This window comes from Parendozoicomonas sp. 2304DJ65-17 (assembly GCF_058148445.1).
On sequence record NZ_JBYVJV010000003.1, the window covers coordinates 490,305 to 506,301 of the forward strand.

General features: G+C 47.8%; 14 protein-coding genes and 1 riboswitch. Of the genes, 7 read left to right on the top strand and 7 right to left on the bottom strand.

Translation table 11 applies throughout. The annotated features are described in order from the left end of the window. The first annotated feature begins 12 nt into the window (after positions 1 to 12). Both ACY2RR_RS11525 and ACY2RR_RS11530 read left to right on the top strand, forming a co-directional pair. A complete protein-coding gene (locus ACY2RR_RS11525; protein ID WP_490108290.1) occupies positions 13 to 1,536 on the top strand; it encodes a hypothetical protein in 1,524 nt (507 codons plus the stop codon). Positions 1,537 to 1,699: 163 nt separating this feature from the next. Beyond that, entirely contained in the window at positions 1,700 to 3,217 is a 1,518-nt protein-coding gene (locus ACY2RR_RS11530) for a hypothetical protein (protein ID WP_490108291.1), read from the top strand. Here the strand turns inward: ACY2RR_RS11530 and ACY2RR_RS11535 are convergent. Further along, positions 3,186 to 3,659 carry a YcgN family cysteine cluster protein gene (locus ACY2RR_RS11535; RefSeq protein WP_490108292.1) on the bottom strand — a complete coding sequence of 158 codons (474 nt, stop codon included), beginning with the start codon at positions 3,657 to 3,659 and terminating at the stop codon, positions 3,186 to 3,188. The two genes, ACY2RR_RS11530 and ACY2RR_RS11535, sit on opposite strands and share 32 nt — an antisense overlap. A 140-nt stretch (positions 3,660 to 3,799) precedes the next feature. Here ACY2RR_RS11535 and ACY2RR_RS11540 point away from each other — a divergent pair, with 140 nt between their 5' ends. Beyond that, positions 3,800 to 5,446 carry a long-chain fatty acid--CoA ligase gene (locus ACY2RR_RS11540; protein WP_490108293.1) on the top strand — a complete coding sequence of 549 codons (1,647 nt, stop codon included), beginning with the start codon at positions 3,800 to 3,802 and terminating at the stop codon, positions 5,444 to 5,446. Positions 5,447 to 5,461: 15 nt separating this feature from the next. Here ACY2RR_RS11540 and ACY2RR_RS11545 read toward each other — a convergent pair whose 3' ends face one another. Then, positions 5,462 to 6,889 (bottom strand): MATE family efflux transporter, encoded by a 1,428-nt coding sequence (locus tag ACY2RR_RS11545; protein ID WP_490108294.1) that lies wholly within the window; start codon positions 6,887 to 6,889, stop codon positions 5,462 to 5,464. A 147-nt stretch (positions 6,890 to 7,036) separates the two neighbouring features. Beyond that, positions 7,037 to 8,635: an ABC-F family ATPase gene (locus tag ACY2RR_RS11550; RefSeq protein ID WP_490108295.1), complete on the bottom strand. Its 1,599-nt coding sequence runs from the start codon at positions 8,633 to 8,635 to the stop codon at positions 7,037 to 7,039. Between the two features lie 260 nt (positions 8,636 to 8,895). Between ACY2RR_RS11550 and ACY2RR_RS11555 the strand changes: the two genes are divergently transcribed. Genes ACY2RR_RS11555 through ACY2RR_RS11565 form a run of 3 tightly spaced genes read left to right on the top strand, consistent with a single transcriptional unit; the run spans position 8,896 to position 11,031 of the window. Further along, a complete protein-coding gene (locus tag ACY2RR_RS11555; RefSeq protein ID WP_490108296.1) occupies positions 8,896 to 10,257 on the top strand; it encodes a PP2C family serine/threonine-protein phosphatase in 1,362 nt (453 codons plus the stop codon). A gap of 50 nt (positions 10,258 to 10,307) precedes the next feature. Continuing rightward, positions 10,308 to 10,580, top strand: a complete 273-nt coding sequence (locus tag ACY2RR_RS11560; protein ID WP_490108297.1) for a hypothetical protein — start codon at positions 10,308 to 10,310, stop codon at positions 10,578 to 10,580. A 4-nt stretch (positions 10,581 to 10,584) separates the two neighbouring features. Continuing rightward, the gene (locus ACY2RR_RS11565; protein ID WP_490108298.1) at positions 10,585 to 11,031 is read left to right on the top strand and encodes a GNAT family N-acetyltransferase; all 447 of its coding nucleotides are present in this window, start codon (positions 10,585 to 10,587) and stop codon (positions 11,029 to 11,031) included. Here ACY2RR_RS11565 and ACY2RR_RS11570 read toward each other — a convergent pair. Continuing rightward, positions 11,028 to 12,320 carry a hypothetical protein gene (locus ACY2RR_RS11570; protein ID WP_490108299.1) on the bottom strand — a complete coding sequence of 431 codons (1,293 nt, stop codon included), beginning with the start codon at positions 12,318 to 12,320 and terminating at the stop codon, positions 11,028 to 11,030. The genes ACY2RR_RS11565 and ACY2RR_RS11570 overlap by 4 nt on opposite strands. Before the next feature lie 181 nt (positions 12,321 to 12,501). Between ACY2RR_RS11570 and ACY2RR_RS11575 the strand changes: the two genes are divergently transcribed. After that, positions 12,502 to 13,215: a hypothetical protein gene (locus ACY2RR_RS11575; RefSeq protein WP_490108300.1), complete on the top strand. Its 714-nt coding sequence runs from the start codon at positions 12,502 to 12,504 to the stop codon at positions 13,213 to 13,215. A gap of 84 nt (positions 13,216 to 13,299) precedes the next feature. On the opposite strand, the gene ACY2RR_RS11580 is transcribed toward ACY2RR_RS11575, so the two are convergent. The 3 genes from ACY2RR_RS11580 to ACY2RR_RS11590 are packed head-to-tail and all read right to left on the bottom strand — an operon-like array spanning position 13,300 to position 15,806. Beyond that, complete coding sequence (locus ACY2RR_RS11580) at positions 13,300 to 14,250, bottom strand: ABC transporter substrate-binding protein (protein ID WP_490108301.1); 951 nt, start codon at positions 14,248 to 14,250, stop codon at positions 13,300 to 13,302. Between the two features lie 30 nt (positions 14,251 to 14,280). Next, entirely contained in the window at positions 14,281 to 15,030 is a 750-nt protein-coding gene (locus ACY2RR_RS11585; protein ID WP_490108302.1) for an ABC transporter permease, read from the bottom strand. Then, positions 15,027 to 15,806, bottom strand: coding sequence for an ABC transporter ATP-binding protein (locus tag ACY2RR_RS11590; protein ID WP_490108303.1), 780 nt, complete (start codon positions 15,804 to 15,806; stop codon positions 15,027 to 15,029). Before ACY2RR_RS11590 ends, ACY2RR_RS11585 begins: the two co-directional genes overlap by 4 nt. A 75-nt stretch (positions 15,807 to 15,881) precedes the next feature. Beyond that, a riboswitch (TPP riboswitch) is annotated at positions 15,882 to 15,990 on the bottom strand. Between the last annotated feature and the right edge of the window lie 7 nt (positions 15,991 to 15,997).

Consider the following 15,997-nt stretch of genomic DNA (forward strand, 5'->3'; position numbering starts at 1 on the left):
CAACAGGCCGTAATGATCCAATCCCGTCTTAACAAGCTTTACCTGCTGCGGGCTATATCCATCCTTACCGTTTCATTTATTACATTGAAACCGGGGGTTGTTGCCGCTGAGAAAACAGTCTCTGAGCAAGCTATCAACGATTACATTAGATTTATATTTGCGGACTCACTGATTCTTTCTGAGACTGAGGTGAATCAACTTAGCTGGGCTATAGGCAGTCCAGAAGTAACCTCAGATGATTATGCTGTTTACGACCCTTCGGCCATGCATCCAGAAGTGCAGAGGGCACTTTCACGGCTATATAACCTAGACAGGCTGCGCTCGGGGTCTGAACGGGATTACCAGTTATTCATCACTCCACAGCTTGAACAGCAAGTCACTCCCTTAACCTGGGAACAGTTTCAGAAGCTGGCTGAACCAGTCATAAACCTGAACGAACAAGAATATGTAACTGTCCGGGTCGCAACAATCATTAACTCAGCATCCTTATCATCAACAATGCACCAGGTTAAGGATCATATCCACCTTGTGGTTGATACCCGCCTACCCACGACAAAAGACAGTACCAACTTTCTTGAAAAAACTGCAATAAATCCTGCAGCCATATTCCCGTTGGCCAAAGAGTTGAGCACAGATTTCCCTGGTGCTGAAAGGAACTTACACCGACTTTATTCCCCAAACTCCCATCTTCAACATATGATGTTTGCGGAAGGGACTCAGGATATGTTTTCAAGTTTCCATAGCCTTGTGGCTTGCCCTTGCGCCCAGAAAACCTTCAACCTTTGGAGTTCTTACTGGATAGCAAACATGTCAGGATTGCAGGGACACCTATCCCCAAAAGGATCAATTTATTTTGATCATCGACGAGCAACTATGCTGCTCTCACTCTTGAGAGTGATCAATAGTATGCTTCATTATGGTTTATTCCATCCTTATGATGAACTAAAACGGTATCTAGCCATTAGAGCTGAAACACTGGGGCTGACTGAAAGCCACACGGTTTCAGACAAAAATCTGGCGATGGCTTTGCTGGCAACGCGTGCGGATTTGCACAGCCCCAGTGATATTCAGCAGCTGCAAGAAGGTTTCCAGTTACTCTCAGAAAATGACCAGCAACGCTGGTTCCGATACAGTCAGAAGCAGTTTGAAATAACCAGAGGCCATTGGTCCACCCAAATCCTGATTTTACTCAGTTATGGGGCCCTGATCATTCGACCCAACACACCACGCTATATACCGTCAGTTCTAAACAATGCCATTGCTTTAGTGGGTATCAGGGAAACTGTCAGACGTATTGTTCCGCTACTCCTTAATCTGGAAGAATACGCCGCCAACCTTCGTAGCTTTAACCTTTTGGATTACAGGACACCACTGTCTTTCAAAGAGCTTGCTCGCACTGAAATTCTAAAACGCCTGTTCGATGGGAAGGATATCAAGCTACAAATCCAAACCAGCACAGGACTGATATTGCATAATCTGATGCCCGAATGGCATCAGGAATATATTTTCCCATACAGTCTGACTCCGCCACCATAGGTCAATATGGCCACTCTATCTCTGAAACATATATAGTCCAGCCAACGACCTGCTTGCATTTATTGAAGTTACCATTTAGGTATTAACAGTTCGTTACCTGCCCGCACAAATCAACGTCTATGCTCTCTGCACCTTTAATGAGTGAAGTACGGCAGGTATTGCCATGAAACTGAAATCCTCTCTCCTAGCTCCGGGATTCCTGGCGCTGTTTACCCTTATGGCAAATTTGCCTGTTGTGGAAGCTCCGGAAAACAAAGTTTATCGATTTATCCAAGAAGTTTTCGGCCCATCGCTGGAAATTACTGATGAACAGGTGCAGCAGCTCAGCTGGGTTCTGGAAAATCCTGTCAGTACTCCGGAAATGGATATTGTTTACAGAGCCAAACAAAAAACCGGAACTATTCACAGGGAAATACCGAGAGCACTGTCCCGGCTTTATAACCTTCAGCTGCTGAGATCGGGCACAGAAAAGGACTATCGAGCCTTTGTGACACCGCAATTGTCTGGTGAACAGCTTTTCCTTTCCTACGAGGATTTCAAAAAAATCTCAAATGAGTTTAAAGCGTTGAGTGAAGAATCACTCGAAGTTCTCAAGGCGGCCGCCATTATCCATGCCGTAGCACTTTCTCCTAAGGCCCGGGAAAGGGCGGATGTTATTCTGAAAAACATCCCCTCAGACAGTAATCAGTTTCTGGCACAAACGGCCCTACACGCTGCATCCATTTATCCGCTAGCAAGGCAGGTAATTGCAAAATACCCAGAGACCGAGGAGAAATTCAAAACAATTTTCCTGCCCGACAGCAATCTTCGCCACATGCTCTACGGCGAAGGTTCACAAGCCATGTTTAAAAATTATCGTCGCCTGGCCTGCACTCAAGACTGCGACGAGAAAAGAAGGCTGTGGATACTGCACTGGGTCATCAATATCAGCAGTTTCCGTGGTCACATAGTGCCCAAAGGGTCTGTTTACCTCGACCAGAATACCTATGAAGCCCTGGGTGAACTATTCAGCATAATGGCGAGATATAGCAGCAACCCAGACACCCCGGTAGAACTCCGCGAATATGTAGCCGCCAGAGCAACAAACTTGGGCATAGCAAGTGACAGAACTGCTGATGATGTTCTTCCAGAAGAGGATGACCAGCAGACAGCCAAAGATAACTCCCCCGAAGAAATAGGAAATTCTGCGATCAGGAAATCTCAGGCTATCGGGCTTCTCGCAGCCCTGAGCCGGGTTTATACCCCCGATCAGGGCAAAGATCTGGTGCAAGGATTTGAACAGTTATCACAAGATGATCAGACCCGGTGGATAGAATACAGCGATAAACAATTCACCGTGCTGCCAGTCGCAGCCCCCACCTATATCCCAGCATTACTGGCCAACAGTATTCAGGTTGTAGGTATCACGAGAACTGTAACCACTATGGTTCCCCTAATGCTGAATATTCTTGAGGAAGCTGACGGGTTGAGGGAGCTGGATATGATGGCCAGCGATACCCCACTCTCCTTCAGGGAACTGGCCAGCGCAGAGTCTGTGAAGCGGATACTGATATCTGATAAAGCCCCAAATATTGATATTGCCACCAACACCGGAGTTGCAACCTTAAATACACCTCACAGAATAACCGTGACCCGGGTAGCCATGAAGGTCAGGATTCGGCCTCTTCCTCAGTCACAATAATCAGCTGGTGCCACTCATCGGGGTCTGGCCACTCTTCTTCGGAAACGGCCATACCCCGTACTGAGAAACCTGCTTCATGAACACTGTTGGGATCACCGGTTACCAGCGGGTGCCACTCTGGCAGATCATAACCTTTCAGTAACAGCAAATAAGCACAGCTGTCGGGCAGCCATTTCAGATTTTCTTCCAGGTTTTCTGCGGTAAAACGGATACAGTCCGGCACATAGTGCCAGCGATTAGGGAAGTCTTTGCACTGGCAGCTGTTTAAATCCAACAGTTTGCAGGCCACAGCGGTAGTGTGAATTCGGTCATCGTCATCAATCACCTTGTTCAGGCAGCAACGTCCACAGCCATCACAGAGAGAATCCCACTCTTCCCGGGTCATCTCGGTCAGGGATTTGGTATGCCAGAAAGGCGCAGAAGAACTGTCAGGTCGGGACATTATATTCAGAGGTGATGAAAAGCGGCACATCATACGCCAGTTAGCGGCAACTCGCACAGTCCGTATCTGTGCTTGAGTTTAGGGTTCTGACAACTACTTTTTGAAGGTCTGTTGTTTTTAATAATCAAAATGGTGGCGCTGTGGTTTCTTCCCCACTTACCGGCATTATGATGGATCGCCCTCTTCTGATACGGGATATCCTGCTTCACGGAGAACGCACCTGGCCTGACAAGGAAATTGTTTCCGTTAATGGTGCAGGCAAACGTCATCGCACAACATTTGCAGAAACCTTCCAGCGTACCCGTAAACTAGCCAATGCTCTGGCAGAGCTTGATATACGCCCCGGTGATCGTATTGCCACCATGGCCTGGAACGATAACCGTCATATAGAAATCTATTATGCTGTCGCCTGTTCCGGCAGCGTTTGTCACACCATTAACCCGCGTCTGTCTGAAGAACAGATCACTTACATAACTAACCATGCGGGCGACAGCTGGGTGTTCGCCTCAGTCGATTTCATTCCTCTTCTGGAAAAAATTCTTCCTAATATCCCCAGAGTGAAGGGGTTTATTATTCTCGGTAACAATGGAGACGTTCCTCAAACCAGCCTTCCCGGAGCGATTGAATATGAAACCCTTATCGCACCAGCCAGCGATCAATATGAATGGCCAGAGTTCCCAGAAACTACCGCCAGCTCACTCTGCTACACATCCGGAACGACAGGCCACCCTAAAGGTGTGCTTTACAGCCATCGCAGCACGGTTCTGCACACATTAATGAGCAATATTGCGGCGACAATTGGCCTCAACGAGCAGGATGTGGTGATGCCGGTTGTGCCTATGTTTCATGTGAATGCCTGGGGCATTCCCTATTCCGCCGCTATGGCAGGGGCAAAAATGGTTCTCCCCGGCCCCCATATGGGTAATGGCGAACTGTTGCAGGCGTTAATAGAAGAAGAACAGGTCACTGTGGCTTTTGGTGTTCCCACTATCTGGCTGGCGCTGGTTCATTATCTGGAATCAAGCGCTAAACGCATTGATAGCCTGAACCGGATTTACACAGGTGGCACTGCCTGTCCTCGCCATATTATGGACACCCTGTTACGGGTTTACGGTGCAGATACCGTTCATCTCTGGGGCATGACCGAGCTCAGCCCACTTGGCACGTTAAATCAGGCCGAGAAACGTACCGAACTGTCTTACGACGAAAAAATGGATTTACGCTGCAAGCAGGGTCGTTCCGCTTTTGGCGTGGAAATGAAGCTGAAAGACGACAACGGAAATCCAGTTGCCCACAACGGCAAAGACCCAGGCATTCTTTTTGTGCGGGGTTATGCCATCTGCAGTGGATATCTTGGTGAAGGGGAAGAGTCTCCTAATACCAGTTCCCATGACAGCGATGGCTGGCTGAACACTGGTGACATTGCCACCATTGATGAAGATGGCTACCTGCAAATCACTGATCGAGCCAAAGACGTTATTAAATCTGGCGGTGAGTGGATCAGCTCCATCGAACTGGAAAACCTGGCAATGGCTCACCCGGATATTACCGAAGCTGCAGCCATTGCTATGCCCGATGAAACCTGGGGAGAACGCCCTCTCATTATTGCCGTTAAGAAGAAAGACAAAACTCTGGATGAACAAGAGTTATTGGAGTGGTATCAAGGAAAATTGCCCGAATGGATGCATCCGGACAGAGTCGTATTTATCAATGAACTTCCCCACACAGCAACGGGCAAAGTCATTAAATCCCAACTGCGGGGTCAGCTTCGTACGTTGCTGAATTGACAAACTCTAAAGCTATCAGGCAGCAATACCAGAAGTCATCGGGCTATTGAGGCCAGCACTCCCTTGCTGGTTATGTTTTTGAATCACCCGGTTGCTGATTTTCCGCAGCCGGTAAAAATTCAGAATGGCAGAGGTAGACAATGCTGAAACCAGACCGATCCAGAATCCATGGGGGCCCATTGCTTCAAAAAAAATGTTGGTCATACCCAGCGAGTAACCAAGTGGCAATGCAATAACCCAGCAGGAAAACATCATCAGAAACATAGGCACCCGGGTGTCCTTGTAACCACGCAGAGCACCAACGGCAACCAGCTGAATGGAATCTCCTATCTGGTAAATTGCGGCAAATAACATTAACTCTGCCGCAAGGGCAATAACATGCGAATCCCGTGAATAAATGCTGGCTATATTCTCAGCAAAAAAAGCGATCCCTGAGGCTATAAGCAAACCAAAAATCAGAGCGGTCGATATACCGGAGAAACTGGTAAACGAAGCCTCATAAGGCTTTCCTGCCCCTAGGTGCTGTCCTGTTATAATTGTCACGCCAGCACCAAGACTGACAGGAATAATATACATAAGGCTGGCAACATTCAGCGCTACCTGATGCCCTGCGACAATAGATACTCCCAGATTCCCTATCAACAGTGCGATAACGGCAAAAATCGTTGTTTCAATAAACAGCGCGATACCTACGGGCAAACCAAGTTGGAGGTGATCCCAGATAGAGCGCAAATCCGGCCACTCAAAGTGCCGGAATGGACCACTCTGAGTGTGTTTCTGGCTATGCCTGATGTAAAAGAACATCATTAATGCCATCAGGGTAAAACAAATCGCTGTCGCATAACCGCACCCTACACCACCGAGAGCGGGTAGACCGAACTTACCGTAGATCAACACATAGTTAGCAGGAATATTAATAAGCAAAGCGATCAACCCGATAATCATCGGCGCTCGTGTATCGGACAACCCTTCACAATAACTGGTCATCAGCTGGTACAGACACATAGAGGGAATACCAAAAGCCAGTGCCTGCAAATAACTCTGCCCGAGATCAGCGATATCCGGATTAACATTCATGTCATCCAGAAATGCTCCGGGGGATAACACAACGGCCCATCCCAGTAGAGACATAAACAACGCGACCCAGACTCCCTGACGGGTTTTATGGCGAATCTCCCGGTAGCTCTGTGCGCCAAACAACTGGGCAACAATAGGAGTAATAGCCATCAATACGCCACGAATCAGATAAAACGTCGGCCCCCAAATACTCGAGCCAATGGCAACGGCAGCCAGATCCAGTGATGAGTACTGCCCTGCCATACTGACATCAACAAACGTCATACCGGCGGCAGCCAGCTGCGCGCCAATAATGGGCAGGGAGAGCTTTAAAAGCTTTCCCAGTTCAGTTTGATAACGTTGCAGAAGAGAGCAGCTTGCCGACATTCCTTTAAATTCTCTACACCTGAGGTTTTATATCCGCACATCATAAGTGGGCAAAGGCAAGAGGGTTATAAGGACTACTACGGCATAAAAAAGCCCCGTACAGCTATTTGTTGTACGGGGCTTCTTATAATGACTTAATCAATCAGATCAGGCGTTTTCAACAATGCCCTGACTCTTCAGGTAATCATCGTAATTACCGTGGAAGTCATTTACACCCTTTTCAGTGATCTCAATGATCCGGGTCGCCAGAGACGATACAAACTGACGGTCGTGAGAAACGAAAATCAGTGTACCTGGGTAGTTTTCCAGCGCCAGATTGATGGATTCGATACTTTCCATATCCATGTGGTTGGTTGGTTCGTCAAGCAGCAGAACATTTGGCTTCTGCTGTATCAGTTTACCAATCAGCATACGGCCCTGCTCACCACCGGAAATAACCTTAACGGACTTTTTGATATCGCTCTGGGAGAACAACATACGCCCAAGGGTTCCACGAATGGTCTGTTCGTCTTCACCCTCGTTCTGCCACTGGCTCATCCAGTCGAACAGATTCATATCCATATCGAAATCTTCGCTGTGGTTCTGAGCGTAGTAACCAATATTGGCATTCTCAGACCACTTAACCTCACCACCCTTAGGCGCCATCTTTTCTGCAAGTGTGTGCAGCAGTGTGGTTTTACCAATACCATTCTGGCCGATAATGGCGATGCGCTCACCCACTTCCACCAGCATGTTCACATCTTTGAACAATGGTTCTTCATAACCCTGATAAAGACCATTGACTTCCAGAGCGTTTCGGAACAGTTTCTTTTCCTGATCAAAACGGATGAATGGGCTCTGGCGGCTGGAAGGTTTCATTTGTTCCAGTTTGATTTTATCAAGCTGCTTCTGGCGGGATGTAGCCTGCTTGGCCTTGGAAGCATTGGCAGAAAAGCGGCTGACAAAGGTGCGCAGTTCCGCAATCTGGGCTTTCTTCTTGGCGTTGTCCGCCTGCATACGTTCCCGAGCCTGTTCAGCGGCGGTCATATACTCATCGTAGGAACCTGGGAACATGCGCAGTTCACCGTAATCCAGATCCGCCATATGTGTGCAGACACTGTTCAGGAAGTGACGGTCGTGAGAGATGATAATCATGGTGCAGTCGCGCTGCTTCAGCACGTCTTCCAGCCAGCGGATAGCGTTGATGTCCAGGTTGTTGGTCGGTTCGTCCAGCAACATGATATCTGGATCAGCAAACAGCACCTGTGCCAATAACACACGCAGTTTCCAACCGGGTGCAACGGCACTCATTGAGCCGTAATGCTGGTCCAGAGGAATATCCAGACCTAACAGCAATTCACCGGCACGGGCTTCAGCGGAGTAACCATCCATTTCACCAAACTGGACTTCCAGATCGGCAACACGCATGCCCTCTTCTTCAGACATGTCGCCTTTCGCATAGATAGCATCACGCTCAGCTTTTACCTTCCACAGTTCCGCGTGGCCCATCAGTACGGTATCAATCACGCTGTACTCTTCGTAAGCGAACTGGTTCTGATTTAGCTTCGCCATACGGGTATTAGGAGCGAGAGAAACAGAACCAGCGGAAGGCTCCAGCTCACTGCCAAGGATTTTCATCAGGGTGGATTTGCCACAACCGTTGGCACCAATCAATCCATAACGGTTACCGTCACCAAACTTAACGGAGATATCTTCGAACAGCGGTTTGTCGCTGAACTGCATGGTGATATTGGCTGTTGTGATCAAATTCGTGTCCTGTCAGATCTTTTCTATTTGGAATGTTCCGGTGCTGAGTGCCTGCCGGATACAAAAGCGAGGCAGACTACCTTGCCAGCTGCTTTCTAGCAATCAGATTCTTTACAGAATAGCCACTCTTTCCACGCATATAGAAGAAACAAACACCTATCAGCTAACAAAGTTGTCAGCTTAGATAACAACAAGTCAACCTTCTGGAATTCACTCTGTCGATAACTCTTTATTTCGCAAAAATATGCAGCAGGTGAGCCATGCATTCAGTATCGTCTAAAGAGACACCACAGGAGTTGCCTCCATTACCCGTCACAGCATCAAAAACGGCAGTGAAGCACCACAGCTTTCGAACTGTACATACAGTTCCTTATTGTGGTGATTTAACAATTGAAGCCTGCCCAGTTGAGCGCAAAGGTAAAACGGCTTATACCGCTGGCAAGATTGTTTTCTTAGAGCCTGAACACTGTCCAACAATCAGTGGCAAGGTCAAAGGTCAACCAGTTCCACTGAAAGGTGATGAGTTCAAGATCGAAGAATTTCTGAATCTGGAGTACCGGATTTGTATTGATAAAGACGAAGCTCATCGAAGAATAGAAACAGCTACTCAAGCAGCAATCGAGCAACAGGAGCAAGAATCAAGAAACTGGGTTGATCACCGTAACCGTGATTACTATCAAAATTTTTCACGAATGGTGGATGACTATATTGACTGGGGCGATACACCTACGGACTTAGCTGAAACACAGTCTGGCAGTTACCCTCAATCTTCCAATTGCTCTGCCGGATGGGCTACCCATGACGGCAAACAGGAGTATCGGGAAGATAAACACTGTTTTGCCGAGATCAATAATCCCCTGACACCAAACCACCTATTTCATACGGTCACGCTCTGTGATGGTCACAACGGTGCGCAAACAGCAGAAGCGGCCTGCAAATTATGGCCTGAGCAAAGCAAAGAACGACTGGAAGAATATGCGGCTCCAGATGCTACAGAACTTATGATGTATAACATGGCGAAAACAGCCATGGTTGATACCAACCACAGAATTAAGCAGGAAGGTCTATGTCAGACATCTGGCTCCACGGCCTGCAGCGTTTTTGTATCTGCCGACACGATTTACGGCATCAACCTTGGGGATTCCCGGGCGATTGTTGTTGATGATCTGGGCCACGTAACCCAGCTTACGACTGACATGGCAGTAGAGGATAAAAATTTCCAAAAAGGAATAAAGAAAAGGAATGGCACTCTTTACAAAGGCTCCCGAAGAACAGGCCCCGACAGGCTGGGCAATATGGTGATGAACGCCAGAGGGCTCGGTAATGAGTCTCTTATTGGTTTATCCGCCCGATCAAAGCTCACTCATTTACCAATGGAGAAAGACCGGGCTTACACGATTGTTGTTGTCAGCGATGGTGTTACAGAATTCGCCATAACCGAGCATCTGGGCAAACTTGTTCACCATCTTGTTTCCAAGAAAAAGTTAAATCCGGATCAAGTTGCCAGATATGTAGTGAACTTCATTTTGGCAACAGCCAAAAAGTCCGCATACGGAGCCCCACTAAAAGATGTTGCTGACAACACCACCGCCTGTGTAATGACAGCCAGCACCCGGTCGTAATCAGACCGGGTTTTGTCTATGATGGCGCCATCTTTTTATCGAGAACTCCGATGTCTGAAACAGAAGAACTGCTGGACGGTGAGCAGCTGAAAACCATCGTTGAAAACCAGCTGGAAGAAGGCAACCCCATCGAAGTTAAAGAACAGCTGATGCGACTGGTAATGACCGGCACAGACAAAGAGGAAGCCATTGAAATGATGGCCTGCGCTCTGGGTCTGGAAATGGAAAAGATGGTGAGCAGTGGCAAACCCTTCAACACCAAGCAATACATCGCCAAGCTGGAACAACTGCCGGAAACTCCCTGGCTGGATACCTTTATTTAATTCCGTGGACAACCTCAGTTTTTCACAAATCACCGGTGACCAGCTTGGGCTGGTTAACCGGTTTTATAAAGCTAACGGCCATAAAGGCAAATGTGGTCGGGATGATATCGTTTACGTCGCCAGACAGAAGCAGGTAATAGTTGCGGCTGTACGTTTCACCGCTAAAGGTGATTATCTGCTGTTACGTGGTTTGTGGGTTGCAACAAGCCTACAAAGACAAGGCGTAGGCGGCCAGTTATTAGAAGCTTGCCTACCTGAACTGGGGCAACCAGTATGGTGTTACCCCTACAATCATCTCGTCGCCTTCTACAGCCGTTATGGCTTTGCGGAAATAAAAGCTGACAATGCACCTGAGCTTATCGTTTCTCCCTGGCTGGCGTACAGGCGCAGAGGAGAAGATCTAGCACTTATGGTTACCAGTACAGCCAGTACAGCCATCCAAAAGCACTAGCGTTCAGGACTTTCTACAAACTTCTCCACAACCTCTAAGAGTTTGTAATTGGCCAATATACTTTTCAGGTCGTACGGCACTTTCCGGCTTTGGGCTGACTTACGATAAGCTCGAAAATGCTCAGCTTTGTTGTGATATGTAGCATCGAAGTACTTCTTCAATTCTGGTGAATTAAAAAGCACTCCAAGGTGATCATAAAATTCATTCTGCCAATGCCAGGGGGAAGAGTAATCAGGCACCTTCCCCATCGCCAAAGCATTCATAAGGCTTCTGTTTCCGGTAACTCCAACAGGGTTTTGGGAAAAGTAAAACAGTGATGAATACGCCATATCATCATTAATACGGGGCAGACGTACCAGATGTACTGTACGACTACCTCCGCCATTGGTATTGATAGTGCGCCTGTTATTATGCTCCAGATCTATATAGTCGATCTCAGATACACCTGTGCCCTTTAATCTCAAAACAATACTTTCAACAACTGATTGGCTAAGCCTCGACTCACCACTTAAATCTTCATTCGTGAGTATCCATGGCTCCTTATCTAACATGGCGACATAACCAACATACTCACCCAAACCAAAGTGCTTGTAGACCATATAAAAGCGATAAGGAAAGCTGAAAAGACTGAACGGTGCTCTGGCTCCAGCCAGTGCATTTTTTAACGCCGGTTTTTCTCTTAGCAAACGGCTAAAGTGTTTTTTAAAGACACGGCTTTTACGCTTACTTAATTCTTCTAGAATTGATGGTGCCACCAGAATTCCATCTTTTTTATCCCCAAGCCCAGGCCACATAATTCCAAAACAGCGCCCTTGTTCATCAAGAGGAATGCCTGAATAGTCAATTTTAAAAACAACAAAACAGTTGTATTGACTCTCCTCAGGAAGATTTATCGTGGGGCGCTCCACCGCAAAGATCGTAAGTAAGGATGAAAGAATCCAGTCCTCAGTAATACCTTCCAGCTGTTTAGCTGTGCCAATCTTCACGTCCGCGCTGGGGTGAAAAGCAAACCGTCCTTTCAGATCCTTGAACTTCTCACCACTGCCGACTTCTACCAGAATTCTCACTTTTTGATCAGGGAACTTATCTAGAATAATTCTGGAGAGTGTATCTGCATAAGCTATGTAACCCATCGCATGCAGGCTCTGGGTAGCGATTAAAATTGGCCTGGATCTGTCCTCTAACTGAGCAATTCTGTTGAAATCGACAGTCATGGCAAAACTGTGGTTAGCCCCAAAGGCTACCAAGGCCAGCGCCATAACTTGCGCATAAATAAAACGACTAAACATGCTCCCTGCCTCTTTCAACTTTCCCCTGTTCTTCAGTAAACCTAGCAGTGATCTAATACCTTTACCTCTGGGGTATTCGGCACAGGAATTAGCCCCTGTAAGAAGAGTCATTTACTTCAATATTCTTCACTGCTGGGCGGCTTAAGCTATGCTTGCCGGCTTTGTCGACCGGAGGCCCACAATGTTTTCCCGTGTATTCCATACCGTTTCAGCTGCGGCGGCATTCTTCTTGTGCTCTTCATATCTTCAAGCAGATGTTCCCGACATTGTGCGAACGGGTACCGGAGGTGGTATTTATGACGATGCAGGAGCCAAGAAATACGCTATTGGTGTGGATATGAAAACTGGGGAAATATTCAGAGGTACAAACCAGGGAAACAAAGATATATGGGATGTAAACAACCAGACTAAAGTCGGCGAGTTTGCCACCAAGACTTATATTATCGAAACGGTTAACCCACTTGAATCTGAACTGAAACAGGTCAATGACTCACTTGCGCCCATTCAGGGCAACTTACAGCAGATCCAGGGAAACGTTAGTAACCTGCAAACTGACGTACAACAGGTGCAGAGTTCTGTATCTCCTTTAGCCAAAGAAGTGCAGGATATTCAAAAAGAAGCTGATACTGGATGTTCTGCCTGCAACAGGCTGGACAAATACGACAACCGGTCTCGTAACAGTGCTTCGCTAGCCAGTGCTCTAGCAATGGTTCCGCAAACAATCGACCAGCCCAGAATGATTGGTTTTGGGGTAGCAAACAATGCCAACAAGACAGCGTTCGCTGCCGGTTATTCCCAGAAATGGGGGAGTGATAAGCAGCACTTGATTCAGATTAAGGCAGGTATTGCCAGCTCGGTAAAAGGTGGCGGGGTTGGCTATGGATTTAGTTGGTGAGAAACAACAATGGAGAAAACTGAAAGCCTGAAGCGGATAAAGTTTTCTGAAAACAACAGCACTTTATCCGCACAATCAGGATTATTAATAAAGCTGTAACATCAGTGCATTCATATCCGGCACTTGCTTTATTTCCCCGTGCTTTTTCAAGAATTCTGCGTAACGCTGATAACGACCTTTATCAACAGCAGCCGGGCGCAGAGCAAAACGATTTACGGTATCTCTCCAGGCACGTTTGTTCAGTTCGTTATCCAGTGTATCCGGGTTATAGCTCTTGAAGATTTCCCAGGCTTCATCCGGATTATTGATAATGAATTGAGCTCCCAGCTCAACGCCTGTCAAAAAGCGACGAATTGCTTCTTTATTAGCCGTTTTACTGTTAGCGATATAAATCAGCTCATCGTAAGGAGGTACACCATTTTCTTCCATATAGAACATTTTGCCTTTGCTCTTGTGCAGTTCAAGGCTGTTCAATTCGAAGTTACGATAGGCACCAAGCAGTGCATCGACGCGGCCAGTCATCAGAGATGAAGACAGGTTCCAACCCACATTCACCATTTTGACATCGTTATAGCCCAAACCATAAGGTGCAAGCATGGTATCGAGAATGGCCTTCTCAGAACCATTGACACTGAAGCCGATAGATTTCCCTTTCATATCCGCCAGTGATTTGATCGGACCATCCGCCAATACAATCAACCCATCCAGAGGCGTCGTCACCAGTGAACCGGCCCAGGACAGTGGCAGCCCATCACTGGCGCCCTGGATCAGGCTTGGCTGGTAATATACCGCCAGATCAACATCTCCTGCCGCAACCAGTTTAGGCGGAAGGTCAGGGTCTGCTGGCTCCTGGATAGTGACCTTTACTCCAGTTTTATCAAAGTACCCCTTTTGATGGGCAATAATAATCGGGCCATGGTCTGGGTTCACAAACCATTCCAGCATCAGCTTTAACTCTTCCGGCTTCTGGGGAGCCGCCATTACCGCAAGCGGCATTATTAACCCCAGAACCAGTACTGCGAATTTTCTCATCATTTTGTTTTCTCTCTCAGATCAACCGCAAAATCAGTGAGCCGTGTTTTCCTGCCAGGGAATTAACCAGCGCAACAGGGAATCCGTCAGGTAATAGAGGCCAACGGAGCAGACAGCCAGAACAGTCAGTGCCGCAAACATTAAATCAACCCACAGTCGTGCATTCGCCTGTAGCATCAAATAGCCAAGCCCGGCACTGGAACCCACCCATTCCCCAACAACAGCACCTATAGGTGCCACAACTACCGCCACTCTTAATCCAGAAGCCAACGCTGGTAACGCCGCGGGCCAGCGAATGATTCGCAGAATAGACCAGGAGTTTCCGCCCATGGTATGGGCCAGATCCAGCCAACCCTGATGAGTATGGCGTAAGCCGTCATAACAGCAGGTGGCAACGGGGAAGAAGATAATCAGCACCGTCATCACCACTTTGGAGGCCATGCCATAACCAAACCAAAGCATTAAAACAGGAGCCAGGGCGAAGACAGGAATAGCCTGGGTAATCAGCAAAATTGGCAAGAGCCATGGACGCACTCTGGCGAAATAAACCAGCACCAAAGCCATTAATACCCCAAACAGAACCCCCAGAAACAACCCCATTAACATTTCTGAGAATGTGACCAATGTATGCTCAAGCAGTAATCCGGCATCTTCGATGATTCTGTCGAAAACAGCACCTGGCTCCGGAATGATATAAGGCGGAACATCAAATAGGCTAATAACGGCCTGCCAGAGCAATAGCAGGCCGGCTAATACCACCAGTGGTTTTAAAGAGTCTTTCATTGCTTGGCCTCCACTGGTATTTCTTCATGGCGAAGGCGATCCAGAAGTTGCCCCTGCAAAGACATAAGTTCACGATCTTCCAGCGACCGGGGAGTTCGCCCTGGGGGCGCGATGGGGTCTGTCAATTGCGCGGGCTGCCCGCGGAGATGATAAACATGGTGCCCCAAACGCAGAGCTTCCAGAGGGTCATGAGTAATCAATAACACAGTTCGCCCAGTGAGCAGTTCGCAGGAGAGATCCTGCAAATCAAGGCGAGTGATGGCATCCACAGCGGCAAAAGGTTCATCCATCAAAACAACCGGACGATCTTCCATCAAGGTACGAGCCAGAGCCACCCGCTGACGCTGACCACCCGAGAGGTTCTGGGGTAAAACTGAAGCTTTGTCGGCAAGACCTACCCGTTCCAGTACAGACAAAGCCCGTTCCAGTACATCATGGGCCAGTTTCTTTTTTCGAAATAATGAACGACTGCGCAATTGTTCGCCAACCGTTACATTCTCCAGCACGCTGGCCCAGGGAAGCAGTGAATCCTGCTGGGACATCCAGGCAATTCGGCCTTCCAATGGCAGGCTATCACCACAGATAACCTCGCCACTGGTAGAGATATTTCTTGCGTCGGTTAATCCCGCAATCATTCTCAATAGTGTGGTTTTGCCCACACCACTTCCACCCAAAAGGCAGGTCCAGCGACCGCCTTCCAAGGTTAAATTCAGATTTTCAAAAATCTGGTGATCACCATAGGCCAGCCCGGCACTACGGAGAGTGATATCAAACATAAAAGTCGGAAGCTCCGTCCGAAAGCGGAGGAAGCTGACAGGAAGGAATACCTTCAACACACGGTATCAGGTAGGGTGAAAGGCCTGTCGGTTTCCTACGCCAGCATTATCTGGTTCAGGTCTGTGGGTCTTTCTCAGCCACCCGGCTCTGCAAAGTCTGCGGGCAGCACCCCAACCAACGTGCAGCAATC

Bases quoted from the DNA above. Each gene is read 5' to 3' on its own strand.
- ACY2RR_RS11525 (WP_490108290.1), top strand. From the start codon at position 13: ATGATCCAATCCCGTCTTAACAAGCTTTACCTGCTGCGGGCTATATCC.
- ACY2RR_RS11530 (WP_490108291.1), top strand. From the start codon at position 1,700: ATGAAACTGAAATCCTCTCTCCTAGCTCCGGGATTCCTGGCGCTGTTT.
- ACY2RR_RS11535 (WP_490108292.1), bottom strand. From the start codon at position 3,659: ATGTCCCGACCTGACAGTTCTTCTGCGCCTTTCTGGCATACCAAATCC.
- ACY2RR_RS11545 (WP_490108294.1), bottom strand. From the start codon at position 6,889: ATGTCGGCAAGCTGCTCTCTTCTGCAACGTTATCAAACTGAACTGGGA.
- ACY2RR_RS11555 (WP_490108296.1), top strand. From the start codon at position 8,896: ATGCATTCAGTATCGTCTAAAGAGACACCACAGGAGTTGCCTCCATTA.
- ACY2RR_RS11560 (WP_490108297.1), top strand. From the start codon at position 10,308: ATGTCTGAAACAGAAGAACTGCTGGACGGTGAGCAGCTGAAAACCATC.
- ACY2RR_RS11570 (WP_490108299.1), bottom strand. From the start codon at position 12,320: ATGTTTAGTCGTTTTATTTATGCGCAAGTTATGGCGCTGGCCTTGGTA.
- ACY2RR_RS11575 (WP_490108300.1), top strand. From the start codon at position 12,502: ATGTTTTCCCGTGTATTCCATACCGTTTCAGCTGCGGCGGCATTCTTC.
- ACY2RR_RS11580 (WP_490108301.1), bottom strand. From the start codon at position 14,250: ATGATGAGAAAATTCGCAGTACTGGTTCTGGGGTTAATAATGCCGCTT.
- ACY2RR_RS11585 (WP_490108302.1), bottom strand. From the start codon at position 15,030: ATGAAAGACTCTTTAAAACCACTGGTGGTATTAGCCGGCCTGCTATTG.
- ACY2RR_RS11590 (WP_490108303.1), bottom strand. From the start codon at position 15,806: ATGTTTGATATCACTCTCCGTAGTGCCGGGCTGGCCTATGGTGATCAC.